Here is a 24,404-nt window from a genome sequence, read left to right as displayed (position 1 = left end):
GAGTCGCCCCTCGCCATAGACACACCCCGGTAAACCGCTGAGCCTGAGTAACCTTGATGAAGCGAGGCGCATATCAGTCGATATCAACACACAGGGTTGCGCCATTTGCTCTCAGCGCTGCGCAATCTCTTGCGCACAGCGCCGAGACATCAGTCACAAGAGCCCACAACAGAAACCTGAAAAAACACATAACCAATTGATTTAACAGGCATATATAAATAAGGAACGAAGTTTGCCATAACAACTGAAACGCGAGTCAGGACGACTCGCGCCGGACCTGCAATGGATTGGCTATGCCGCACACACCACCTTTGTATCGAGCGTTGCTGCTCTCGCTGCTCTGCCTGCTTGCCGGGTGCAGTGGCAATATGCGTTTTGACGATGACCAGTATCGCCCGCTCAATAAGCAGATGCCGCAACCGCTCCCGGAGCGTCGCGCATGGAACTGACGCTGGAAGTCATCCACCCTCCCCGTCACAACGGCGAGCCGCCTCTGAGCCACACCTTCAGAGCTGCAGGCGGCATCATCGGCCGCGCCAGCCAGTGTGACTGGATACTGGAAGATCCATCCCGGGTTCTTTCCGGCCAGCACGCCGAAGTACATTTTGACCAGCAACGCTATCAACTGATCGACCTGAGCAGCAACGGGGTTACCCGTAAACACGATAGTCTGCGCCTGCCCAAGGGAACGCCGGTACCCATTGAGCATGGCGAGGTCTACCGGATGGGCGAATTCGAGATCCGCGCAAGACTGCATGCGGCTTCAGCGTTGCCGCCCCACGCGCTCATTCCCGACGACGCATTCCTTGAACTTGATAGTGACAGCGCGGCTACCAGTAGCGGTGATCTGCTTGACCTGCTGTCGCCCGGCAGCGGGCACCCCACCCCGTCGACCGTCAACGCCGCCGTCACGACTGAAGGTGAGCACCACCGGATCGAGTCGGAGCACATCCGCCTGCCACGTGAAGCTGTTCCCCCTCAGTGCCCGCAGCCGGCGTCTGACGATCTTGCCCAGCAGGTCTGCCAACGGCTTGGACTGGAAGGCCACCATGAATTTGCCCGACATTACGCCCTCCAAGCAGCAACCCTGCTAAGAGTCTTGATCGGCGAGATTCGGCAGAGCCTGCACACTCAGCAGCAGTTGGATAGCCAGCTTGACTGCAGCACCGAGCCACACCCATGGTCGCGCAGCGAGTCACCTGAGGCCTGTCTGGCGCAATTGCTACAGCGTAGCGATGATGCCGCCAGCCTATTGCGCAGCGCCTGCAATCGTTTGCGCGCACAAACACTGGCACTGCACCAGGCCAGCCAGCACAGCGCTGAACGCCTTCCCCTGCTACTGGCTCCCCATCAGCTAACCACAGCTCTGGGCGCACTGCGCACCGACGGGGCGCGCTGGCGCGCACTTTGCCAACTCTACGCCCAGCAACCGGAGCAGGTGCAACAGCGCTATCACAACGCCTTCAACGCAGCCTACCGCGAGCAATCCCGGATTTTGAGCTCACTACACCAGCACTTCGGATAACCGCATGCCCTGTTTTCGCTACCTACTGCTGATAATCGCCTGCAGCGTGCTCAACGCTTGCAGCGTGCTATCCCCCTACTCCGACCTGACCAAGCTGGAGCTGCATATCAACGCCTCCGAACAACTAAACCCGGATTTGCATGGCCGGCCGTCGCCCCTTGTGCTCCAACTGGTTGAACTCAGTCACCCGACGGCGTTTGAGCAAGCCGACTACTTCGCCCTGCAGCACCGTGCCCCCCAGTTGCTAGCAGCCGACCTGCTGGCGATGGAGGAGCTGGAGCTGCGTCCAGGCGAACAGCGAATGCTGAAACTCGCACTGCAACCGCAAACACGCTATCTCGGCCTGGTAGCAAGTTACCGTGACCTGAACAGCAGTCGCTGGCGTATTACTCTCGATGTGCAACAGCGTGAACGCAACGCAGCGCAAATACAGCTCAACGCCTACGGCTTCGGTCAGGCAAACAGCGATGGGGCGCCATAGCATGCAGGCGCAGAAGATGGTCTGGCACGAGGGCATGCTGCTGCGCCCCCAGCACTTTCAGCAGCAGGACCGATACCATGAGCAGCAGCTCGCGCTCCGGGTACAGGGGCTGTACGCCGACGCCTGGGGCTTCCACACACTGGAGCTTGATGAGCAGTTTTTACCGCTCGGCAAGCTGGTCGTCAGCAGAGCCCACGGTCTACTGCCTGACGGCACCCTGTTTCAACTGAACGCCGAGCTGGCGCCGCTGGCACTGGATATACCCGCCAACCTGAGCGACGCCGACGTTTACCTCACTCTGCCCCTGCAGGCAGGCGAACACATCGAAGTTGGCAGCGCAAAACGCGACAGTTCACTCGCCCGTTTCACCGCAATCGAGCAAGAGCTTAGTGACAACGCGGGTAATCCAGAACTGGGTAGTTCTCTGCTCTTTGCACAACCCAACTTCAGGTTGCAGCTAGACGCCGATGAGCAGTCAGCCGGTTTGGTTCGTCTGCGGGTCTGCACGATTCGCGAGAGCAACGGCGATGGCGCCATCAGCCTTGATGAGCGCTTCCCGCCAACATTTATCCACTGTCAGAGCAGCCCATACCTGAAACGTTGCCTGCAGGAGGTACTCAGTCTGCTGCAACAACGCGCTGACACCCTTGCCGAGCGCTTACGCGCCCGTGGCAAAGCTGCCGGTGCTGAACTGGGAGACCTGTTGACCCTTCAACTAATCAATCGCTACGAGACTGTACTGCGGCATCATTTGCACGGTAGCCATACGCCAGCCAACCAGCTATTTGCCCTGCTGCTAGCGCTGCAGGGCGAGCTGGCAACATTTTGCGCTGACAGCAGACGGCCGCTGACCGGCCTGCAATACCAGCATTCGTCTCAGAGCCAAAGCTTCAGCGCACTGATGCAGGCCTTGCGGCAGGCGTTGTCCAGCGTTCTTGAACAGCATGCAGTAGAGCTGCCGCTGCAGCAGCGCCAGTACGGCGTGCAGGTTGCGCCCATTAACGATCCGGCGCTCATCGAAGGAGCGCGTTTTGTACTCGCCGCCAAGGCCAGCTGCAGTGGTGAAGAGCTGCGCAACCGGCTGCCTAATCATCTCAAAATTGGGGCCGTCGAGCATATCCGTCAGTTGGTGAACCTTCACCTGCCGGGTATCCGGATCCAGCCCTTGCCGGTTGCCCCCAGGCAATTGCCTTACCATCGAGACCACTGCTATTTCGCCCTTGAACCAAGCAGTGACGAGCGCGCACACCTTACCAGTTCAGGCGGCATTGCCTTCCATGCCGCTGGCGACCTGCCTGATCTGCACCTGGCATTCTGGGCCATCAGAGACTGACCTTCATGTATACCACCAACCACTACCCCAGCGACGATCGCACCGTCGTCCTTTCGGCTGACCATGCCTGGAATACCCGGCTGCCATTGACCGATCCCATGGAGCGACAGCCACTGCCCGCAAGCAGCACTGCCGACAGCAGCTGGTTGCCCGGCGCGCCACAGCCAAATGTACTGCTTACAGCCGCAGCCCCACTGTTGTCCGAACTGGTACGGATAAGAAACAGCAATACCGAGCCCGAACCCACCGATATTCTTCGCGTCACGCTTGAAGCAGGTGTCCAGCAGTTCGATCAGCAGTGCCGTGCGCTAGCCCTCACCCCAGCGAACCGACAGGTCGCCCGCTACCTGCTCTGCACCGCGCTGGATGAGGCAATTCTCACCACGCGCTGGGGTACTGACAGCGACTGGTCCAACCGCAGCCTGCTAAGCGCCTTTCATCAGGAGACCTTTGGTGGTGAAAAGTTTTTCCTGCTACTTACCCGCCTATCACAGGACACCGCCCGGCATATCGATATCCTTGAGCTGATGCTGGTTTGCCTCTCCCTCGGTTTCGAAGGTCGCTACCGTCTACAGATGCGCGGTCACATTGAGCTCGAACGCATTCGCACTCGCCTGCATTCTGAACTGCAACGCTACCGGGCAACGCCGGACATGGAGTTTGCTCAAAACTGTTGCCAGCCGGAACGCAACGATGTCAAGCGTCCGCCACCACGCTGGCTGATAGCAGCCGCCACCGCCGGCTGCGTAGCTTCATTATTCCTGGCGTTCAATTATCACCTAGAACAACGTCGGGACATTGCATTGCAACCCTACCTCAGCAGCAGCGGTATACAGGTGGCCACACCCGGAGCAGTACAATGAAACCGGTTCTAATCCGCCTGCTGACACTGCTGCGAAAACCGGCCTGCTGGTCAATCCTGTTGCTGCTGCTCCTGGCTGTTACGGTCTGGTTTACTGGTCCCAGTATTGCAGTGAATGGCACGGCGATCTGGGCGCCCCCCTACAGCCGGTTGATCACCATCGCAGCACTGCTTCTGCCCTGGCTGGGCTGGCAAGCTATCCGCTACTACCAGCAACGGCCTGACAGGCGCAGCGCCCGGACAGCCGATACCGATGCGATCCATACGCGCATTGCCCTTGAACAACGCCACCAGTTGAATCAACAACTGCTGGCTGACCGCGGTATCAGTCGCCGCCAGCAAAAGCGCTGGCCCTGGCTTGTGCTGCTGGGTCCTGCCGCTGCCGGTAAAAGCAGCCTGTTCAATGACACCCGACTGGCAGCCAGCCGCAGCACTGCAGCATCGCCAACGTCTGGCTACGGACACAGTCCTGTCGAGTGGCATAACCTGGACCACTGCAGTTGGCTGGAAACCACCGCCGCCTGCCTGCCGGACGCCGAACAAGGGCCTCCCTCAGCGGCCTGGCAGGCCCTGCTCGGCCTCCTTCGTCAGCGCGCCGAACCCGCCATCAGCGGCGTCGCACTAATACTTCCGGTAGACCTGCTACTCGACCACAACCCGCTGGAGCTGGACCTTCTAGCGCGCCGCTACCGGCGTGCCCTGAGCGAACTTCGCCACGCGCTTGGACTGGACCTGCCGGTATTCCTGCTGCTGAGCAAGGCTGACCTGCTGCCCGGGATTACCGAACTGTCTCAGCAATTACCCGCGGCCCAGCGCGAGCAGCCGTTCGGCGTCACGCTGCCTGCAGCTTCAGAGCCAAATTCGACGCTTTCCAATACGCTAGCCCCCCTGTTGAGCCAATTGAACCGTCAGGTGCTGTATCGCATTCAGCAGGAGCCTGACAGTACTCGCCGCGGGCGTATCTATGACCTCCCATACCAATTGGCCAAACTGGAGGGGCCGCTACGGAGCTTTCTCAGCCAGGCCGTTGACAGCAACAGCTACCAGCAAGGCAGTCGGCTGCATGGGGTGTACCTCACCGTTGCCGGTAACCAGCACCAGATCGCACACCCCGGAGATCCGAGCGAGCCCGTGGTGCAACCCGCCTTCGTCAAGCAACTGGTGGAAAATACACTGCTCGCACGGTCGGGCGGCGTCACCATCACCACAGAGCACCAGCGCCGGCAACGTGCCAGGCACCGGCTGGTGACGGGGATCGCCGCCGCTTGCATCACAGTCTGCACTGCCATATGGGCACTGCAGTACGACCGGGAAGCGGAACAACTGCAGCAACTCGCTCAGCTGGGACAGCACTTCACAACCAGTCCTGTCCGCGTCCAGGCTCATACCCGGATTGAACCACTCCTCCAGCAACTCGATACGCGCTACGCTGCAACCCTGATTCCGCAGCCATCCCATACCCCTTCGAGCCTGCATCAGCTCAGCCTGCAACAATCAGCCGTGACGCTTCCAGTGGTCAGGAAGGCCTATGCCGAGAGTCTTCAGGTGTTCCTTGTGCCGCTGATACTTCGGCAGCTCGAACACCGGCTGCAAACCGATCTAAACGATCGTCAGAAGCTGATTGGCCACCTGCGAGCCTATCTGATGCTGTCCTTGCCCGATCGACGAGACAGCAGCTACTTGCAGAACTGGATGCGCTCGGAATGGTTGCGTCGCTACCCGGCTCAGCCAGAAGTCAGACAGAGCCTGGATGCCCACCTAACCCGGCTGCTTGCGGCGCCACTACAGGCGCAGACAGTCGATGATGCGCTGATAGCCGATACCCGTGCACTACTGCTGCAGGAGCCGCTGGCGCAGCTCTGTTATCGATTGCTGCTGGAGCAATCCAGATCGCTACCCAGTTATCGACTCGATACCCGACTTGGCCGTCACCACCAATTGCTCGCACCAAGACCCGTCGAGATCCCAGGGTTCTACGTGAAAGCCGGATACGAAAGCCTGCTGCGGGCAAAGGGGCCAGCCCTGATCAACGACCTGCTGGCAGATGACTGGGTTCTGGGCAGTGGCACACATGTGCGTGACAAGATCGGCGAGCAACTGCTTGCGGAGCTGGAAGCCATGTACTTTCAGGACTACACCGAGCACTGGATCCGCGCCCTTGCCAGCCTGCAGTTAAAGCGCCTGGCAAGATACGACGCACCTGACGATCTGGCTGCGCTATCATCCGCCGACTCGCCATTACTGGCACTGTTGCAACAGATCAGGCTGCACACTGGCCTGATCAGTAATAGTGAAACCAACCCAAGCCGCGGCAAGCAAGCCCTGCAACAGCACTTCAGCCAACTGCACCAACTGCTTGACGAGACAGCCACGCCCCAAGCGGAGTTGGCTCAGGTACTGCAGAACCTGGGCGCATTGCAGCTCCAGCTCGCCCAGTTGGAAGACGCCAGTACCCGCGGACTGCTCGCCTTCAAAATGGCCAGCGCCCGAATGCAACGCCGGAACGATGCCATCAGTGCAACCCGCAACAGCGCTGCGCAACTACCTGCACCGCTGCAAGGCTGGATCCGACAACTGGCAGATCAGAGCTGGCAGAGCGTGCTCGCCAGCTCTGCCGACTACCTAAATAGTCGATACCGCAACGATGTTTACGCCCCCTACAAGGAAGCTCTGGCCGATCATTATCCCTTCTCGCCGAGTAGTCAGAAGGACGTCGAGCTTGGCGATTTCAAGCGTTTCTTCCAGCGAGAGGGCACCATACAACGCTTCACCAGTCAGTATCTTGAGCCGTTTTTGATCAGCACTGGCGGAGGTTACCGCCTGCGCCTGGTTGATGGCAGAGCACTGCCCTTGTCAGCCCAACTGCTCGCCCAGCTGAACCAGGCCAACGCCATTCACAACAGCTTCTTTGCCGCTGATCCATTTGAACCGTCAGTCGGGTTTCGCCTGGAGCCCTACTCGCTTGATGCAAGCCTGGGGCGTGCCAGTTTTGATTATGGCAACCAGCAACTGGAATACCGCCACGGCCCAATCGTCCCTATGGCATTTAGCTGGCCTGCGCCATTGGATGACAGCCGGGTAACCCTGACGCTTGAAGACCTCGGCGGTCGGCGAATGAGCCTGCAGCAGCATCAAGGCATTTGGTCACTGTTCCGCCTGCTCGATCAAATGACCCTTGAGCGCCAGGAGCAACGTGACGCGCTGCAATTAAGAGCCAGTATCGGTGGCATGCGCGCCCATTATCTGCTGCACAGTCAGCGCTCGCCCAACCCGTTCGCACCGGGCCTGCTGGCGGGTTTCAACCTGCCTGCGCGCTTGTGATGATCTGGTCTTGCAGCCATCATACCGACTCGGGCAAGCAGCGCTGGCACAACGAAGATGCCGTGCTGGCTCGCCCGGATGCGGGGCTTTGGGCTGTCGCAGACGGAATGGGCGGCCACCGCAATGGTGGGCTGGCCAGCCGACTGATTGTCGACACCCTTGGCGCAATGACACTGGGCAGCAACCTTGATCAAAACCAGCGACGTGTGCGTCAGCTACTGCAACAGATCAACCGCCGCCTGAGCCAAGATATGACCCGACTGGCAGGCAAGCCGTCAGGCCCGGTTGGCAGCACCGTCGTCACCTTGCTTCTAAGTGCCGATCGGGCGATCTGCCTGTGGGCCGGCGACAGCCGCTGCTACCTCTGGCGACACAAGCAGCTTCACCTGTTGACCCGTGATCACTCACTGCTACAACAGTTGATTGATCGCGGCTGTGTAGATGCCCGTCACGCTGCCGCTCACCCCTGCGCGCATGTACTCACCCGGGCAGTGGGTGCTCATGAAAACCTGCAACTGGACAGCACTGCATTCTCAGTTCAGCCCGGGGACGCACTGCTGCTGTGCAGCGATGGCCTGTACCGCGAACTGTCGGAGGCGCAACTGGCTTCGGTACTGGAGCTGCGCACCACAGGTAATCCCGCCGCACAGCTGATCCAGCTGGCGATGCAAGGGCCGGCACGGGACAACCTAAGCGCGGTAGTCATCACGACTGCCAGGGGATGACACAAAATGCCGCACACTACGACCACCGATGCCATTCCTCCCTTGCCTGAACTGTTGAGCAACCGCTATCGGGTTGAGCGACTGCTCGGGGTCGGAGGCATGGGCGCGGTGTATCAGGTTCGCGACCTGCTTCGAGACCAGTTTCATGATCCACAGCCCCGAATCGCGCTGAAAGCGCTGAACGACAACTTCGCAGCCCACCCGGACGCCAACGCCCTGCTCTACAGCGAGTACGCCTTGACCTGTCGTCTCAATCACCCTCACATCATCCGGCCATACAGCTATCATATCGACCCGGTCAGCCGGCGCGCCTTTCTTACTCTTGAGTTGCTGGACGGTCCAACCCTCGACCAGGTCATTGTCGACCGAGCCGATGGCATGCTCTGGCCCGAGCTGCAACAGATCGCAATAGCGCTGCTGTCTGCCCTGGCTCACGCACATGCCGCAGGAGTGCTGCACGGCGATCTCAAACCGGGCAACGTCATGCTGACGACGGCTGGCTTACGCCTGTTTGACTTTGGCTTGGGACAGGCCTGCGCAGGCAACTTGCAACGCCTGCCGCGCCTGAGCCGACGTCTGGCAGCCTGGACTCCACGCTACGCCGCACTGGAATTGCTCGACGGCGGTGAACTGACGCAGGCCAGTGACGTATATGCCATTGCCTGCGTGCTTTACGAGCTCGCCAGCGGGCACCATCCATTCAGTCGGCTGACAGCGCGCCAGGCGCTGCGCATGCAACAGGACAAAAGCTTGCAGAAACCGGGAAATATGCCATCCAGCGTATGGCGAGAACTGCGGGCGGCGCTGGCATTTGAGCCGACGCAGCGCAATTCCAGTGCCGCGGCGTTACTGCAAGCGTTTACAGAGGGAAAGCAGAGCTGGTGGTCACCGGCGAGGCGGTGGAGATTGCGACCGACGGGAACACCGTCGGTCGCAGAAGCATCAGAGTGACAGGTCGCGATTGGACGCCGCAATGAAGGCCTTCTTCAGGTCCTCGTAGGTATGCACGGCCGGGAACTGCGGAAACTCGCGTATAACGTTGTCCGGCGCGTGGAACAGGATACCGGCATGGGCTTCGGACAACATGGTGGTGTCGTTGTAGGAATCACCAGCGGCAATAATACGATAGTAAATACTCTTCAGTGCGATGACCGATTGACGCTTCGGGTCTTTCTGACGCAGTTGGTAGTCGACAACACGATCAGTCTCGTCGGTGATCAGGCGGTGACACAGCAGCGTCGGGAAACCCAGCTGGCGCATCAACGGCTGCGAGAACTCGTAAAAGGTGTCAGAGAGAATGACCACCTGGAAACGCTCGCGAAGCCAGTCAACAAACTCGACGGCGCCGTCCAGCGGCTTCAACGTCGCGATCACTTCCTGGATATCCGACAGTTTAAGGCCATGCTTGTCCAGAATGGACAGGCGCTGCTTCATCAGCACATCGTAATCCGGGATGTCGCGGGTGGTTGCCTTGAGTTCCTCGATGCCGGTCTTCTCGGCAAAGGCAATCCAGATTTCGGGGACCAGCACCCCTTCCAGGTCAAGGCAAGCGATTTCCACACGACACTCCTGATATTCAAGGTTGAGACTGGCGCACAATCTACCGGCAAGCGGGTCGCCGCGCAATCACAAGGGCGGAGCAAGACCCTCCGCATAAGTCGAAAAACGCATAAAAATATAACTAAATAAAAGAGGATGGACTAAAGCGCCCTTTGCTAGACTGCCCGCACAGAACGGTGGCACATCGATCCACCGCCGGATAGAGAGCCTGATATCCATGAGCAACTTTGACATCGACCAGCTGGCCACTAACTACGCCGGCAAATCCCCACAGCAGATTCTGGAGCTGGCATTCGCCAACTTCGACAATCTTTGGCTGTCCTTCAGCGGCGCCGACGATATCGTCGTCCTGGACATGGCCTGGAAGATCAACCCGAACATCAAGGTCTTCACCCTCGACACCGGCCGTCTGCATGCAGAGACCTACCGTTTCCTCGATCAGGTGCGCAAACACTATGGCATTCAGCTCGAGGTGTTGTCGCCTGACCATCAGCAGCTTGAAGCGTATGTCCGCGAGAAGGGGTTGTTTGACTTCTACGAAAGCGGCCATGGCGAATGCTGCGGTGTGCGCAAGATCGCCCCGCTGCGCCGCAAACTGTCTACCGTAGATGCCTGGATTACCGGTCAGCGCAAGGACCAGAGCCCGACCCGTGTCGATGTGCCGGTAGTCCAGCTGGACAGCGGCTTTTCTACCCCCGAACATCAACTGGTCAAGTTCAACCCGCTGGCCAATTACACCAGCGAAGACGTATGGAACTACATTCGGATGCTGGAAATACCCTACAACCCGCTGCATGAACGTGGCTTCATCAGCATCGGCTGCGAGCCCTGCACCCGGCCGGTATTGCCCAACCAGCACGAACGTGAAGGGCGTTGGTGGTGGGAAGAAGCGACCAAAAAGGAATGCGGCCTGCACGGCAGCAATCTGATCGCCAAATCATAAAAAAAACCGGCGCAGATACGTCTGCGCCGGCTTACTTGTACCGGACCTTACCCTGATCAGAGTACCGGAAGCTCCACCCCCTCGAACAACGCCTCCAATTCTAGCTTGCTGCTGCACTGCAGCGCCCGATCAATCATGTCCCGGGTCAGGTGTGGCGCAAACGCCTCGATAAATTCGTACATGTATCCACGCAAAAACGTGCCTCGGCGAAAGCCAATCTTGGTGATACTCGACTCAAACAGCTGACTGGCGTCGATGACCTCCAGGTCCGGATCCATCTCAGGGTCGATTGCCATGTGAGCGACAATACCGACGCCAAGCCCCAGACGTACATAGGTTTTGATCACGTCCGCGTCGGCCGCAGTAAACACGACTTTCGGTGACAATCCCCGATTGTTGAAGGCGTCATCCAACTTGGAACGACCGGTGAAACCGAACACATAGGTGACCAGCGGCCATTCGGCCAGCGCCTCCAGGGTGAGCTCTCCCCCGCTGGCAAGCGGATGCCCCTTGGGTACGATGACACAACGGTTCCAGCGATAGCACGGCATCATGACCAGATCGGCAAACAACTCCAACGCCTCGGTGGCAATGGCAAAATCGGCCGTGCCGTCAACGGTCATTTCGCAGATCTGCATCGGCGTGCCTTGATGCATGTGCAGTGACACGTCAGGGTAATTCTTGATGAACTTCTGGATGATCGGCGGCAACGCATAGCGCGCCTGGGTATGGGTCGTTGCCAGCGTCAGCGTGCCTTTGCGTTCATTGCTGAATTCCTGAGCAATCTGCTTGATGCTGTCGACCTTGCGCAGGATCTCACCAGCAGTCGCGATGATCTGCTCACCTGCAGGCGTAATGCGCGTCAGATGCTTACCGCTGCGCGAAAATACTTCAACACCCAGCTCGTCCTCGAGCAGCCTGATTTGCTTGCTGATCCCCGGCTGCGAGGTGTACAGACTCTGAGCCGTTGCCGACACGTTCAGGTCGTGGTGTGCTACTTCCCAGATGTAGCGCAGTTGCTGCAGTTTCATGGATATTTTCCCCTTACGCCCCTGAACACCACAGGCTGTGACGCCTGTGGTTAACGTCATGCTTATAACCAGATAGGCTCTTATGACAGTAAGGTTAGTCCATAAATTCCTGCACGCATACGAATTACCACCGGACAAACCGACCGGTGGCAAAAACAATGCCGACTCAAACGGAGCCAGATGCCTTCAAGTTACTGATTCCGTGCGGCACGTGCCCCGTCGGAACCACATCGACGGCACGCCGGCAGTGTCCTTCCTGATCATCGAAAAACAGGTCAGCACCAAAGGCCTGAAGAAACTGGGACTTGTCCAGGCCGCCAAGAAACAGCGACTCATCCAGCCGGATATCCCATTCGCGCAGGGTCCGAATCACCCGCTCATGCGCCGGGGCGCTGCGGGCAGTGAACAGCGCAGTGCGGATTGGGCACTGCGCGCCGGCAAACTCGGTCTGAATACGGTTCAGGGCGGCGAGAAACGCCTTAAAAGGCCCACCACCGAGCGGCTCGCGCGCCGCGGCCTGCTCGCTGGCCTGAAAGGCGGCCAAACCTTCGCGCTGAAAAACCTGCTCAGATTCATCGGAGAACAACACCGCGTCCCCGTCGAAGGCAATGCGTAACTCATCACGCTGTTCTCGGGCACGCTTGGCCGGGAAGATAGTGGCGGCAGCGAAGCCGGCCTCCAGTGTCGCCCGAACATCTTCGGCATGGGTCGACAGGAACAGCTGACAGCCAAACGCCGGGATGTAGGTAAACGGACTACGGCCGCCGGCGAAGGCCGCACGGGTAATACCCAGACCGTAATGCTGAATGGAGTTGAATACCCGCAAGCCGGTATCCGCACTGTTGCGTGAAATGAGGACAACCTCGACCCGGCTGTCCCCTTCAAGCAGGTTGTTGATTCGAAGTAGTTTCTGAACCAGCGGAAAGGCCTCCCCCTGCTCCAGCGGGATGTCTTCCCGGGCAATCTGATATTGTCGATAGGCTTCCAACCCCTCCTGCTCGAAAACCTGGTGGCTTTCGTCCAGATCAAACAGTGCTCTGGACGAGATGGCGATTACCAGTTTGTCTCCGAGCAGGCTGGGCATGAATATTCCCTATTCGTTGGTCAGATAGCGGGCTTGAATGAACTTCAGCTGATCCAACATTGCCTCGATTTTCGGCAGGCTGCAACCGACCTCTGCAGCCAAACGGAGCAGTTCACCATAAAGCGCATCCAATTCCATCGGGCGCTTGTGCAGCCAATCGTGATACATGCTCGGATGGTAGTCAGGCATGGCCTCGGTACCCTTGAACATGAACTCGATGGCACCGTCTTCCACGGCCACACCACGCGCCCGTGCGGTTGCCACGACTTCCTGCATCATTTCAGTAATGAGCTTGCGGCTGGCCGGGTTGCCAACCAGCTCACGGGTACCGGCATTCAAGACAACCGAAATCCCGTTGAATGGCGCATTCCAAATGAGTTTTTTCCAGCGTGCTTCATCAACGCCGGGCAGCAGACGTGTTGGGATATTGCCGGAATTGAGCAACTCTGCACCTTCCTGCAGCAACGCCTGTTGCTCCTCTGCCGAGGCAGCGGGACCGGAATGGTAGCCCAAATCGATCATGCCGCTGGCCTGATGCTTGACTACGCCTGGCCCCTCGCGGAACAGACATACGTAGCACAGGCCACCGATCAGGTGCATGCTGTCAGGCAGGAAAGGACGCAGGTGATCCTCGTTGTTCAGTCCGTTCTGCAGCAGCACGACCTTGGCATCCGGCTTGCCCGCCTTAGCAATGATCTCGCCAAGGTTATCGGCAGTGGATTTTGCGCCAACAAAGATCCAGTCGCACTTGGGCATGTCTGCCGCATCCTTGTAGGCCTGTACCGGATGCAGGTGGAGAGTTGGGTTGACCAGACTGTCGATGGTGATGCCCTTTTCCTTTACCGCGTCAAACTCACTGCGCAGCAGGAAGTGCACGTCATTACCGCCGTTGGCCAGCATCGCGCCATAAAACCCGCCAATGGCGCCGGTGCCAATGATCCCTACCTTCAGATTACTCTGACTCATACAACCCTCATTTGGATGATGTGTTATTGGTATATCGCCATGGTAATCGCCTCATCTGTCAGGAGACAGTCAACAACACGACAAACCTGCGACCGAATGACTCATCATTCAGCGGAGCGCCAATTTATTTTGTTTTTCAGGGCAATAGCCTGCTGGCGGGGTAGCCTAAGGCGGCAAGCTTGATTAAGCTGTGTGGCACTCAAAATGCGCCGCAACGCCGTGGCAAGCAATACTTTCCGGGATGACTGATGGCTGATTTACCTATTGATGACTTGAACGTAACCTCCAACGAGATTCTGATCACGCCCGAGCAACTGAAGGCGAAGATTCCCCTCAGCGAGGCTGCCCAGGCAACCGTGGTGGAAAGCCGCCAGGTTATTCGCGACATTCTCGACGGCAAGGATCATCGCCTGTTCATTGTCATCGGTCCGTGCTCCATCCACGACGTAGAAGCCGCCAAGGACTATGCCGCCCGCCTGAAAGAGCTGGCCGCAGAAGTCAGTGACACCCTTTATCTGGTCATGCGGGTGTATTTCGAGAAGCCGCGCACCACCGTTGGCTGGAAGGGCCTGATCAATGATCCCTACCTGGATGATTCGTTCAAGATTCAGGACGGCCTGAAAATTGGTCGCGAGCTGCTGCGAGACCTGACCGAGATGGGGCTGCCGACGGCCACCGAGGCGCTCGACCCGATCTCTCCGCAATACTTGCAGGACCTGATTTCCTGGTCGGCCATCGGTGCACGCACCACCGAATCGCAAACCCACCGCGAAATGTCCTCCGGCCTGTCGTCAGCCGTTGGCTTCAAGAACGGCACTGACGGCGGGCTGGCAGTGGCGATCAACGCGCTGCAATCGGTATCCAGCCCGCACCGTTTCCTCGGCATCAATCAGCAGGGTCAGGTCTCGATCGTGACTACCAAGGGCAACCCTTATGGTCACGTCGTCTTGCGTGGCGGTAATGGCAAGCCGAACTACGACTCGGTCAGCGTAGCGCTGTGCGAGAAGGATCTGGAGAAGGCCGGTATCAGCAAGAACATCATGGTCGACTGCAGCCACGCCAACTCCAACAAGGATCCGGGCTTGCAGCCGCTGGTGATGGATAACGTCGCCAACCAGATTCTGGAAGGCAATGACTCCATCATCGGTTTGATGGTTGAAAGCAATATTGGCTGGGGCAACCAATCGATTCCGAAGGACCTGTCCCAACTGCAGTACGGCATCTCCGTTACCGACGCCTGCATCGACTGGGCTACCACCGTACAGAGCGTTCGCTCCATGCGCGACAAGCTCAAGGATGTTTTGCCCCGCCGGGCCCGCCTGCAACAGGACTGAGCCTCTCGGCCATAAAAAAACCGCCCAATGGGCGGTTTTTTTATGGCGATATGTACTGAATAACTAACTGACTGCAACGGCATTACGTTCCATGTAGCGTTCAACGTACGAGCAGGACGGAATGACCGTGTACCCGTGTTCCTGCGCAAAAGCCAGTGCGTGAGCGGTTAGCCGAGCGGCCAATCCCTTGCCACGCAGGCTGTCTGGAACGAAGGTCCGATAGATATCCAAAGTCTTCTTGCCCAAATCCATATAAGCCAGATATGCCCGCATACCGCCCAATGTAATATAGAACTGCTTGCCTTCCCTATCGTGCTGGATGGTCGCATTCATATTCATTGTCTGTCTCCCAGGCAGAAAGCGTCGAGCGAAGAGTTATCCACTATAGACCGAGATCGGGCGGAATGTTTCCCCGCCCGTCTCAAAAAAAGTGAATTACGCTCAGGACACCATGCCCATGCCCAGCGACATCAGCAGGGCAATGGAGGCCAGGCAGGCAATGACCGGGACAGCGACGGTTACCACGAAGATATCCCGGTAAGCTTCCTTGTGGGTAATACCCATGATCATGAATGTCGCAATTACCGCGCCGCAGTGCGGCAGCGAGTCCAGACCGCCAGCGGCAATCGCAGCGATACGGTGGAGAATCTCGGGATCAACACCCATCTCGATATAATGCGGCCCCAGCGACTGCATAAAGATCTGCAAGCCACCGGAAGACGAGCCGACAATCGCCGAGACCACGCTGACCGAAGCAAATACCGACAGCAACGGCGGCAGATCGACATTGAGAATCCAGTTGGCAAACTGGGCAAACCCGGCGGTCTGGGTCACTACCCCACCAAAGCCAATCACAGCTGCGGTATTGAGCAAAGGCATGATGGAGTCATCGGCGCCCTGGCCAAATGCCTGCGCAGCCTTGCGACGCAACGCCGGAAACAGCAGCACGCAGGTAAGCGAACCGAGAATGAGCGAGATACTCGGCCAGATGATCGGCTGAGCCGCGCTGAACATCAGCACCCGAGCCACAATGCCGTCACTTTCGGACCAGTCAGCCAATCCCAAAACCGCACGGGGCAGCATGATCGAGCCCAGCACGACTACCATCGGGATCAACGCCATCCACCACACCGGTGCATCATTCGGATCACCGATAAGCTGCTCCATGCGGCGGTCCTGGGCATTCTCGACAAACCCCTCGCCACGCGCCTGAGCACGCTTCCACTGGCTTTCCACATACCACATGCCAAGGCCAGCCATGAGCAGCGCGGCAAAGATCCCGATCCAGCCACCGGCAAACAGATCGGTGCCCAACGCACTGGCCGAAATTACGTTGTGAATCGACGGTGTTCCCGGTAGCGCGGTCATGGTGAAGGTGCCGGCACCCACCGAGGTCGCCGCAGCCCAAAGCCGCTTGGGCAGATTGGCCTCACGCATCAGGGTGATACCCAGCGGATACATGGTGAACACCACGACGAACACCACCACGCCGCCGTAGGTCAGCAAGGCGCAGACGATCATGCCAACCAGCAGCGTATGACGGACACCCAGCGCGCGGGTGATCGATAACGCGATACTCTTGGCAGCCTGGCTGGTCGCCATCACCTTGCCGAAAATGGCACCACAGAGAAACAACAAAAAGAACTTGCCAGCGAAGGTGAACGCACCCAGCGGGCCAAACGGGAAGAACTCGAGGAAGGTTTGCGAGATCAACATGCCGTTGGTTAGAGCCACCACCAACGCACAAACCAGCGACGCGATGAAGATGTTGATCCCCCGCAGCGCCAGATAGATCAGTAGAGTTACTCCGGCGAGAAGGCCGATATTTCCGAGCATTGTTTTTATCCTTGTAGTGAACTGCGTGGCTACATTACCCCACACCAGATACACCACAAAGCCTTCGGCACCCGAATCAGAGCTCTTTATTGTTGTTCATTGGTAACAGAATTATTGCTCCCCCACTTCCAACCGGTGATGCAACTGCTACTATTAACGGCGCTATCAGGAACGCACAGCAGAGGGCCGACGGAACTTTGCCGCCATAATCCGGTCTTCCGCTGTGCGTTCTTGAAGCAGGACTTTTTACACAAGGGGAAAGTTATGAAAACTGCACTGAAAGTATCTGCCGTAGCTCTGGCCGCACTGGTTGCAGCTGGCTGCAGCAACAGCATGGAAAAGGAACTGAGCGCTCGCGTTGCCGCTAACGAAAACGCTACTGCCAGTGCCCAGGCCCGTGCTGACGAAGCATATCGCAAGGCTAACGAAGCTCTGGCTGCCGCTCAACGCGCCCAGCAGACTGCTGACGAAGCCAACGAGCGCGCTCTGCGTATGCTTGAGAAAGCCAGCCAGAAATAAGGCCAGCTTTGCCGATCCGGATCACATGGTCCGGATCGGTTGCCCAATGACTCCCGGAATACCACTCTCGGCGTAGACCAGATCACGGATCGCCGTCCAGTCCAGTCTGAATCCCTGCACCTTTTCGTGCTCATCCGCAAACAGTTTCTGAATCGCAGCCTGCTTGTCGAGGGTTGACGGCATGCCGTGCTCATCCAGCGCCGTATGCACCTCCAGGTAGAGCAATCCGTCCTTGATACCCAGCTTGTATGGCTGATTGACGATGGTTACCGGCGTACCAACGGGCACCTGCGGAAACAGCTCGGTGATGTCTTCGTTGCGCATGCGGAAACAGCCATGACTGACCCGCGTGCCGATACCAAATTTCTTATTGGTTCCGTGGATCACGTAACCGCTGAGCGCCAGATTCATCTTGAACGGCCCCATCGGGTTGTCCGGCCCTGGCGGTACAACCGACGGCAACGGATCACCGTTGGCGGCGTGTTCCTCAAGAATCGATTTGGGCGGATACCAAGACGGCCTCTCTTCCTTGCGCAGAATGCGTGTCTCGCCGATGGGCGACGACCAACCTTCACGACCGATACCAACCGGATAACTGGATACCAGCTCGCCTCCCTTGTGGAAGTAGTACATGCGAAACTCGGGCAGATTGATCACCACCCCTTCACGCGTACCGGCAGGCAGCACATGCTCGCCCGGCAGCACAATCTCAACGCCCTCTCCCGGCAACCAGGGATCAATTCCGGGATTGGCTGCCGTCATCTCCAGATAACCGAACCCCCGAGCACTGCCGAGATCCGCAAAGGTATCCTCGTAGCGTGCCTGATAGCGCGATACTTCGCCGATCAGATCCTGATCAGGTGACAGCAGCGGGTAATCATTGGCCTGCACCGAACCAACTGCCCATGCGGCAAATACCAACCCGCCGCCAATCTTGCCCAGTCGAGAACGCCCACTCAACATCAATTCAGCTCCCACTCAGCTCATGATCAAATCAAACTGCTGCATCGCAGTCTGACCACTGGCGCTGCGTGCAGTGGCTGGCCTCCGGCCGGCGCTCCTGGCCTGCTCTGCGAGATCCATGCAAGCCGGGCAGAGCGAGCGCAGGTCCTTGCGCGTCAGCTCTCGATATATCGGCGACGACGGCAGCAAATCTCCACACAGCGTGCGCTCTCTCGGTACGTCGAGGCGCAGATTTATATCAACCAGGTGAACATGCCAGGGATCTTCAACAAACAGATCCCGCTGCTCATCCTGTTCCACCAGACACCAGCGTCTGGCCATCCAGGACACACTCAATTCAGGGCTCCACCTTAATCATTTGTCGCAGCCTGTGGCTGCGCCAGAACCCATTCACGTATTACCGGCCAGACATTCTCGAGAATACCTGGCTGTCCTTGCGCGTTCGGATGAATGCCATCGGCCTGCATCAATTCACTGCGCCCAGCCACCCCTTCCAGCACAAATGGCACTAATGCCACGCCCTGCTGCTCGGCGACCGTTCGAAAGACCTGTTCAAAGGCTCGGGTATAACGAACACCGTAATTCGGTGGAATACGCATACCCAGCAGTATGACGTCAGCCCCAGCCGCACGCGAGCGTTCGACCATGGCAGTAAGATTCTGTTGCATATTATCTGGTGGCAGGCCGCGTAGGCCATCATTGCCACCCAACTCGATCACCACCAGCTCGGGAGAATACTGCGCTAGCAGCGATGGCAGACGGGCCAGACCACCTGCAGTCGTGTCCCCGCTCACCGATGCGTTCCGCACCTCCAGCGGGCGATTCTCGGCCTCAAGCCGCTGCTCCAGCAGTGCAGCCCAGCCATCGCTGATTTCCAGACCGAAAGCGGCGCTGATACTATCACCCACGATCAGGATCCCCTGTGCTGCCGCGGGAACAGAGAGCGAACACAGCAGCATCGCTCCCAGCCAGTTTCTCAAGACATTCATCAGGCCCGTATACCATGTCAGACACCGTTGTAATCGCCCGCCACCTTAGCAAAGTCGTGACCAGCTCGGAAGCGCCGCTACAGATACTGGACGACGTTTCCATCGCCATCGAACGGGGCAGCAGTCTGGCCATTGTCGGTGCCTCCGGCTCAGGCAAGTCAACCTTACTCAGCCTGCTGGCCGGCCTGGACCTGCCGAGCAGCGGCGACGTTATCCTCGCCGGTGAGAACCTAAGCGCCCTGAACGAAGACCAGCGTGCCAGCCTGCGCGGCCGTGAGGTTGGATTCGTCTTCCAGTCCTTTCAGTTGCTGGACAGCCTGACCGCACTTGAGAATGTCATGCTCCCGCTGGAACTGCATGGCCGGGCAGATGCTCGCGAGCGAGCTGGCGAGCTGTTACAACGGGTAGGGCTGGAAGCCAGACGCCAGCATTACCCGCAACAGCTATCAGGTGGCGAGCAGCAACGCGTCGCCATCGCGCGCGCCTTCGCCAGTGAACCCAGCATCCTGTTCGCCGACGAACCCACCGGTAACCTCGACGCCGCAACGGGCGAACGGATCAGCGACCTGCTGTTTACCCTCAACCGTGAACGCGGCACCACTCTGGTGCTGGTAACCCACGATGCTCGTCTGGCTGCCCGCTGTCAGCGCGCGGTGCAGATGCAAGCGGGCCGCCTGCAGGATGAAAACGCGTGAGCCGCGCCAACCTGCCGTTGCTCGCCTGGCGGCTGCTCCGTCGCGAATGGCGTGCCGGAGAGCTTGGTGTATTGCTCAGCGCCCTGCTGATCGCCGTGACCATCAGCACCGCCATCAGCCTGTTCACCCAGCGACTCGAGCACAGCATGACGGACCGCGCGGCTGAGTTTCTCGGTGCAGATCTGGTGGTGTCATCACGCAGCCCCCTGCCTGCCAGCTATGAGGAGCAGGCTAAGGCGCTAGGCCTGCAGTTGAGCAGGCAAGTCGAGTTTTCCAGCGTCATGGCCAGCGACACTCAGATGCTGCTGTCCAGCGTGAAGGCGGTCGACAGCGCCTACCCGCTGCGTGGAGAGCTGCGCATCAGCGCTGCCGCCTTTGCCGAGGAACGCCGTACCAGCGAAATTCCGCCACAAGGCGAAATCTGGATTGAGCCGCGCCTGCTGAACCAGTTGGATATCCAGATCAGTGACACCCTTGAGGTCGGCTACGCCAATCTGCGGGTCAGCGCGCTGCTAACCCACGAGCCCGACCGCGCCAGCGACTTCTACAGCCTGACACCGCGGGTATTGATGAACCTTGAGGATCTCGACGCCACGGGCATCGTGCAACCCGGAAGCCGAGTGAGCTATCGCCTGCTGCTCAGCGGCGAGCGAGCCGCATTGAAAACCTACCGCGAGTGGATCGAACCGATTCTGGAGGTCAACCAGCGCCTGACCGGCGTCGACGACGGTAACCGGCAGGTCGGCAATGCACTATCGCGGGCCAATCAGTTTCTCGGCCTGGCCAGCATCGCCGCGATCATTCTCGCCGGCGTCGCAGTTGCGCTGTCATCCGGTCGGTTTGCCGTACGCCATTTTGATACCAGCGCGCTACTGCGCTGCATGGGGCTGCAGCGCCGGCAGGTACTGATGCTATTTACTCTGCAGCTGCTTTACATCGGAGCGCTGGCAACGGTCGCCGGCATCGCCCTTGGCCTGCTGGTGCAATGGGGGCTGTTGCTCCTGCTCAGCGACCTGCTGCCGCCAACGCTGCCCGACGCAGGGCTGCTGCCGCTGGCAGTCGGTGCCGCAACCGGTTTCAGCGCGCTGCTCGGCTTTGCCCTGCCACCCTTGCTGCGGCTCGGGCGCGTAGCCCCGCTGCGAGTACTGCGCCGTGACCTTGAGCCGATGCCGGGCAGCAGCTGGCTTATCTACGGGCTAGCGCTGGGCGTACTCAGCCTGCTGATGTGGCAGTTTACCGGCGACTTGCGTATCACCCTGGCGATGCTGTTTGGTGGCGCAGTGGCCGCATTGCTGCTTGGCTGTCTGGCTTGGCTGCTATTGCGGGCCGTGGCCGGGCGCCTGCGCGACGCGGGGCTTGCATGGCGGCTCGGCAGCGGCGAGCTGCTCAAGCGCCCCGCTGCTGCCGCGACCCAGATCCTGTCGTTCGGACTGATCTTCATGTGCATGCTGGTAGTGCTGATTCTACGTACCGAGCTGCTCAGTTCCTGGCAAAGCCAGCTGCCGGAGGACGCCCCCAATCACTTTGTCCTGAACATCCTGCCGTCCGAACAGGACACTTTCACGGAAGCACTAGCACAGATCGGTGCGCGCAGCGCACCGCTGTATCCGGTGACCCCGGGCCGGCTCGTCAGCATCAACAACGAGCCAGTGCGCACCGACGTCAGCAAGGAGAACCGTAACCGGGATCGAGGCACCCGAGCCGTCAACCGCGACCTCAGTCTGACCTGGTCTGCCCACTTACCGGCAGATAACGCGCTGCGTGAAGGCCGCTGGTGGAGCGCCACAGAGCAATCCGGCAGTGCTCGGGTTTCGATAGAGGCAGAGCTTGCCGACAGTCTTGGCGTAAAGCTCGGCGACACGCTGGGTTTTGTGATCGAGGGCCGTGAGCTGTCAGCCCAGGTCAGCAGTATCCGCACCGTGGAGTGGGACAACTTTACGCCCAACTTCTACATGATTTTCGCGCCCGGCGATCTGGCTGGGCTGCCCGCCACGCTGCTGACCAGTTTTTACCTGCCCGCAGCACAGCGCGACCAGCTGCGTCAGCTGAACCGACAGTTCCCGGCCATGACCCTGCTTGAAGTCGAGCCGCTGCTGGAGCAAATCCGCGGCATACTCAAACAGGTTACCCTTGCTGTCGAGTATGTGCTGCTGTTTGTCTTGCTGGCTGGCCTGACGGTGCTGTTCGCTGCACTGCAGGCCACACTGGATGAGCGCCTGCACCAGGGCGCGCTGCTGCGGACACTCGGCGCCGGGCGCTCCCTGCTGCGCCGTGCCAGTTGGATGGAGTTTCTACTCCTGGGCCTACTCGCCGGCCTGCTTGCGGTCATTGCCGCCGAACTGGCGACCTGGGCGCTGTATCGCTTTGCGCTGAATCTGGATTGGGCTCCGCACCTGCTGTTCTGGTTGGCAACCCCGGCCAGCGCAGCCGTGCTGATCGGCTGCGCCGGCGTATGGGGCACCCGCGCGGTGCTGCAACAGAGTCCAATGCGCCTGATTAACCGCAGTAGTTAGCGGAAGCCGGACCTAGCAACGGAGCCGATCAACCGCAGCGCGGCTCGGTTGCCAAAACCCGCATTAGATCAACCCCGGCAGCGGCCATCTCTGGCATACTGCCGCTCTGTTTCGCAGTCAGAACCGGCTCCCCCATGAAAGGATTCAATCCGTTTTCGCGTATCTCGGCGTCCCCTACCCGCCCTGTCAGTCAGGCGTCGTCCAGCGCCAGCTTCGATGTAGCTGCGCTGGTCAACGGACCATTCGGTGACCCCGAGCAGTCAGGTACTGTACCCGCGCTCGAGTTGGCCGAAAAGCTGCGCCAGGCCTACTTCTGGATCGTCAACCACGCAGTGATCAGCCCGCACTACGACGTTGAGTACAACCTCTCGCCGCCGCAGCCCATCCACTTCGGTGACAGCCAAACACCACTTTATCTGCCGACCGACCAGAGCTACTCCAGCTTTATCCTGCTGCCGATTCTGACCTTTGCCGCCCGTCGCAAGTGCCTGTTCATCGGCGGCCCCGGTCGCGGCAAGACCGCCTCCGCACTCCTCATGGGTCTGCTCGCGGGGTACAGCCCCAAGCAGGTACGCCGCGCGATGCAGCACGGCCATCCACAGATGACAGTTGCCGACCTGCTCGGCAACCCGATGCCGATGGACATCATGAAAGCGGATCAGCAGTCGGACATTCGCATCAGTTGGCGCAGCTGGCTGGACATGCGTGTAAAGATCGTTGACGAGTACAACCGCATCCCGACGCGCACCCAAAGCGCGCTGCTTACGGTAATGGGCGACAACTACGCCGAGATGTTCAACCAGATTCACGAGTGCCCGCCGGCGGCCTGGTACCTGACCGCCAACGATGACCAGGGCGGCGGTACCTACCCGGTTATCGAAGCCTTGAAAGACCGGGTCGACGTGGTGGTGCAAGCGCTGCCGTTCAACCCACGTTTTCTGGATGAACTGCTGATACGTATCGAGGAAGGGGTCGACCCGGCGGACTGTTTGCCAGAGGTGCTGCAGTTCAGCGAGGCCGAGATGGCGCAAATGGAGACAGACATCCGCGCGGTCACCCTGCCGGCGGACCTGCGCCAGCGGCTGGAGTTTTTCGCCAGCCAGTTTGAGTTCAGCGAGTATTCCGGGCAACAGTTCGAATACAAGAGCAAGGACACCTCGCGCCTGGCTGGCGTTGCCCGTCACCAGTTGGCCATGCTCGAGAACGGTCGCGATCGGCTTGCCGATCTGGGCTGCCAGACCCGCAACGGCCTTTCGGTTCGCAGCCTGATGTCATTGATCGTCTTCGCCAAGGCGATGGCGTATTTTCGCGGCAACCGCGAGGTCGAGTTGAACGACCTGACTCAAATGCTGCCTTTCGTGCTGCACTCGCACCTGTTTGCCGACGAAGATGCGCCGTTCTTTCAACAGCCGGAGAATGCCGCTTTCCTCAGCGACAAGATCGGCTGGCTGCGTCATTTGTTCCAGCTCAGCTGTCGTGAGTTCGAACGCCAGGGTCGCCACCGGAGCGACGATGTCGCCGCGCTCAAGGCTGAGCTGGATGAAGGGTTGGAGGGGCTTTCGCTCAAGGACTGTCGCAAGCGCCTGCAACGCATCGAGCGCACGCTGCAACAACTGGCCAGCGGCAACAAGTTGTCCGGCGCAGTACACGACGACGCCATGACGCTGAAATACCTGCACCAGCGCTACAGCAACTACCTGCGCTGGCTGACGACTCAGGGCTGA

23 protein-coding genes are annotated in these 24,404 nt (G+C 59.3%); 14 read left to right on the top strand and 9 right to left on the bottom strand.

The annotated features are described in order from the left end of the window. Positions 1-293: 293 nt before the first annotated feature. The 8 genes from ACKPCU_RS11380 to ACKPCU_RS11345 are packed head-to-tail and all read left to right on the top strand — an operon-like array spanning position 294 to position 9,198. Positions 294-449, top strand: a complete 156-nt coding sequence (locus ACKPCU_RS11380; protein ID WP_104738481.1) for a type VI secretion protein — start codon at positions 294-296, stop codon at positions 447-449. Next, on the top strand, positions 440-1,525 hold the full coding sequence (locus tag ACKPCU_RS11375) for a type VI secretion system-associated FHA domain protein (protein ID WP_321346780.1): 1,086 nt from the start codon (positions 440-442) through the stop codon (positions 1,523-1,525). The genes ACKPCU_RS11380 and ACKPCU_RS11375 overlap by 10 nt, the downstream gene beginning before the upstream one ends. A gap of 4 nt (positions 1,526-1,529) precedes the next feature. Continuing rightward, positions 1,530-2,006, top strand: a complete 477-nt coding sequence (gene tssJ / locus ACKPCU_RS11370; protein ID WP_321346778.1) for a type VI secretion system lipoprotein TssJ — start codon at positions 1,530-1,532, stop codon at positions 2,004-2,006. A 1-nt stretch (position 2,007) separates the two neighbouring features. Continuing rightward, positions 2,008-3,339, top strand: a complete 1,332-nt coding sequence (gene tssK, locus ACKPCU_RS11365; RefSeq protein ID WP_321346777.1) for a type VI secretion system baseplate subunit TssK — start codon at positions 2,008-2,010, stop codon at positions 3,337-3,339. Between the two features lie 5 nt (positions 3,340-3,344). Further along, complete coding sequence (gene icmH / locus ACKPCU_RS11360; RefSeq protein WP_321346775.1) at positions 3,345-4,202, top strand: type IVB secretion system protein IcmH/DotU; 858 nt, start codon at positions 3,345-3,347, stop codon at positions 4,200-4,202. After that, entirely contained in the window at positions 4,199-7,522 is a 3,324-nt protein-coding gene (tssM, locus tag ACKPCU_RS11355) for a type VI secretion system membrane subunit TssM (RefSeq protein WP_321346773.1), read from the top strand. The genes icmH and tssM overlap by 4 nt, the downstream gene beginning before the upstream one ends. Then, the gene (locus tag ACKPCU_RS11350) at positions 7,522-8,247 is read left to right on the top strand and encodes a PP2C family protein-serine/threonine phosphatase (RefSeq protein WP_321346771.1); all 726 of its coding nucleotides are present in this window, start codon (positions 7,522-7,524) and stop codon (positions 8,245-8,247) included. Before tssM ends, ACKPCU_RS11350 begins: the two co-directional genes overlap by 1 nt. Positions 8,248-8,253: 6 nt before the next feature. Further along, on the top strand, positions 8,254-9,198 hold the full coding sequence (locus ACKPCU_RS11345) for a serine/threonine-protein kinase (protein ID WP_321346769.1): 945 nt from the start codon (positions 8,254-8,256) through the stop codon (positions 9,196-9,198). On the opposite strand, the gene thrH is transcribed toward ACKPCU_RS11345, so the two are convergent. Continuing rightward, positions 9,190-9,807 carry a bifunctional phosphoserine phosphatase/homoserine phosphotransferase ThrH gene (thrH, locus tag ACKPCU_RS11340; protein WP_104738474.1) on the bottom strand — a complete coding sequence of 206 codons (618 nt, stop codon included), beginning with the start codon at positions 9,805-9,807 and terminating at the stop codon, positions 9,190-9,192. The genes ACKPCU_RS11345 and thrH overlap by 9 nt on opposite strands. A gap of 217 nt (positions 9,808-10,024) precedes the next feature. Between thrH and ACKPCU_RS11335 the strand changes: the two genes are divergently transcribed. Then, the gene (locus tag ACKPCU_RS11335; protein ID WP_104738473.1) at positions 10,025-10,750 is read left to right on the top strand and encodes a phosphoadenylyl-sulfate reductase; all 726 of its coding nucleotides are present in this window, start codon (positions 10,025-10,027) and stop codon (positions 10,748-10,750) included. 56 nt (positions 10,751-10,806) lie between these two features. On the opposite strand, the gene cysB is transcribed toward ACKPCU_RS11335, so the two are convergent. The 3 genes from cysB to ACKPCU_RS11320 all read right to left on the bottom strand — a co-directional run bounded on the left by cysB (position 10,807) and on the right by ACKPCU_RS11320 (position 13,831). Beyond that, the gene (gene cysB, locus ACKPCU_RS11330) at positions 10,807-11,781 is read right to left on the bottom strand and encodes an HTH-type transcriptional regulator CysB (protein ID WP_104738472.1); all 975 of its coding nucleotides are present in this window, start codon (positions 11,779-11,781) and stop codon (positions 10,807-10,809) included. A 166-nt stretch (positions 11,782-11,947) separates the two neighbouring features. Then, positions 11,948-12,865 carry a 5'-nucleotidase gene (locus ACKPCU_RS11325; protein ID WP_321346764.1) on the bottom strand — a complete coding sequence of 306 codons (918 nt, stop codon included), beginning with the start codon at positions 12,863-12,865 and terminating at the stop codon, positions 11,948-11,950. A 9-nt stretch (positions 12,866-12,874) separates the two neighbouring features. Then, entirely contained in the window at positions 12,875-13,831 is a 957-nt protein-coding gene (locus ACKPCU_RS11320) for a putative 2-dehydropantoate 2-reductase (RefSeq protein WP_321346762.1), read from the bottom strand. A gap of 248 nt (positions 13,832-14,079) precedes the next feature. Here ACKPCU_RS11320 and ACKPCU_RS11315 point away from each other — a divergent pair, with 248 nt between their 5' ends. Then, entirely contained in the window at positions 14,080-15,165 is a 1,086-nt protein-coding gene (locus tag ACKPCU_RS11315; protein WP_321346760.1) for a 3-deoxy-7-phosphoheptulonate synthase, read from the top strand. A 63-nt stretch (positions 15,166-15,228) separates the two neighbouring features. On the opposite strand, the gene ACKPCU_RS11310 is transcribed toward ACKPCU_RS11315, so the two are convergent. Together ACKPCU_RS11310 and ACKPCU_RS11305 are read right to left on the bottom strand one after the other, a co-directional pair. Further along, positions 15,229-15,504 (bottom strand): GNAT family N-acetyltransferase, encoded by a 276-nt coding sequence (locus tag ACKPCU_RS11310; RefSeq protein ID WP_104738468.1) that lies wholly within the window; start codon positions 15,502-15,504, stop codon positions 15,229-15,231. Positions 15,505-15,606: 102 nt separating this feature from the next. Then, positions 15,607-17,001, bottom strand: coding sequence for a GntP family permease (locus tag ACKPCU_RS11305; RefSeq protein ID WP_104738467.1), 1,395 nt, complete (start codon positions 16,999-17,001; stop codon positions 15,607-15,609). 264 nt (positions 17,002-17,265) lie between these two features. On the opposite strand from ACKPCU_RS11305, the gene ACKPCU_RS11300 reads away from it, so the two are divergent. Further along, a complete protein-coding gene (locus ACKPCU_RS11300) occupies positions 17,266-17,520 on the top strand; it encodes an Lpp/OprI family alanine-zipper lipoprotein (RefSeq protein ID WP_104738466.1) in 255 nt (84 codons plus the stop codon). A 21-nt stretch (positions 17,521-17,541) separates the two neighbouring features. On the opposite strand, the gene ACKPCU_RS11295 is transcribed toward ACKPCU_RS11300, so the two are convergent. Genes ACKPCU_RS11295 through ACKPCU_RS11285 form a run of 3 tightly spaced genes read right to left on the bottom strand, consistent with a single transcriptional unit; the run spans position 17,542 to position 19,472 of the window. Further along, positions 17,542-18,483 carry a L,D-transpeptidase family protein gene (locus ACKPCU_RS11295; RefSeq protein WP_321346754.1) on the bottom strand — a complete coding sequence of 314 codons (942 nt, stop codon included), beginning with the start codon at positions 18,481-18,483 and terminating at the stop codon, positions 17,542-17,544. Between the two features lie 15 nt (positions 18,484-18,498). Continuing rightward, a complete protein-coding gene (locus ACKPCU_RS11290) occupies positions 18,499-18,819 on the bottom strand; it encodes a hypothetical protein (protein WP_146040312.1) in 321 nt (106 codons plus the stop codon). A gap of 14 nt (positions 18,820-18,833) precedes the next feature. Beyond that, a complete protein-coding gene (locus ACKPCU_RS11285) occupies positions 18,834-19,472 on the bottom strand; it encodes an arylesterase (RefSeq protein ID WP_407651749.1) in 639 nt (212 codons plus the stop codon). 14 nt (positions 19,473-19,486) lie between these two features. Between ACKPCU_RS11285 and ACKPCU_RS11280 the strand changes: the two genes are divergently transcribed. The 3 genes from ACKPCU_RS11280 to ACKPCU_RS11270 all read left to right on the top strand — a co-directional run bounded on the left by ACKPCU_RS11280 (position 19,487) and on the right by ACKPCU_RS11270 (position 24,404). Further along, positions 19,487-20,167: an ABC transporter ATP-binding protein gene (locus ACKPCU_RS11280; RefSeq protein WP_104738463.1), complete on the top strand. Its 681-nt coding sequence runs from the start codon at positions 19,487-19,489 to the stop codon at positions 20,165-20,167. Further along, positions 20,164-22,680, top strand: a complete 2,517-nt coding sequence (locus ACKPCU_RS11275) for an ABC transporter permease (protein ID WP_321346749.1) — start codon at positions 20,164-20,166, stop codon at positions 22,678-22,680. Before ACKPCU_RS11280 ends, ACKPCU_RS11275 begins: the two co-directional genes overlap by 4 nt. 134 nt (positions 22,681-22,814) lie before the next feature. Next, on the top strand, positions 22,815-24,404 hold the full coding sequence (locus ACKPCU_RS11270; RefSeq protein WP_321346748.1) for an AAA family ATPase: 1,590 nt from the start codon (positions 22,815-22,817) through the stop codon (positions 24,402-24,404).

The organism is Halopseudomonas oceani, assembly GCF_963677335.1.
In the GTDB taxonomy this organism is placed as follows: domain Bacteria; phylum Pseudomonadota; class Gammaproteobacteria; order Pseudomonadales; family Pseudomonadaceae; genus Halopseudomonas; species Halopseudomonas oceani.
Note: the sequence above shows the minus strand (reverse complement) of the source record. Positions and strands in the feature narration are given on the sequence as shown.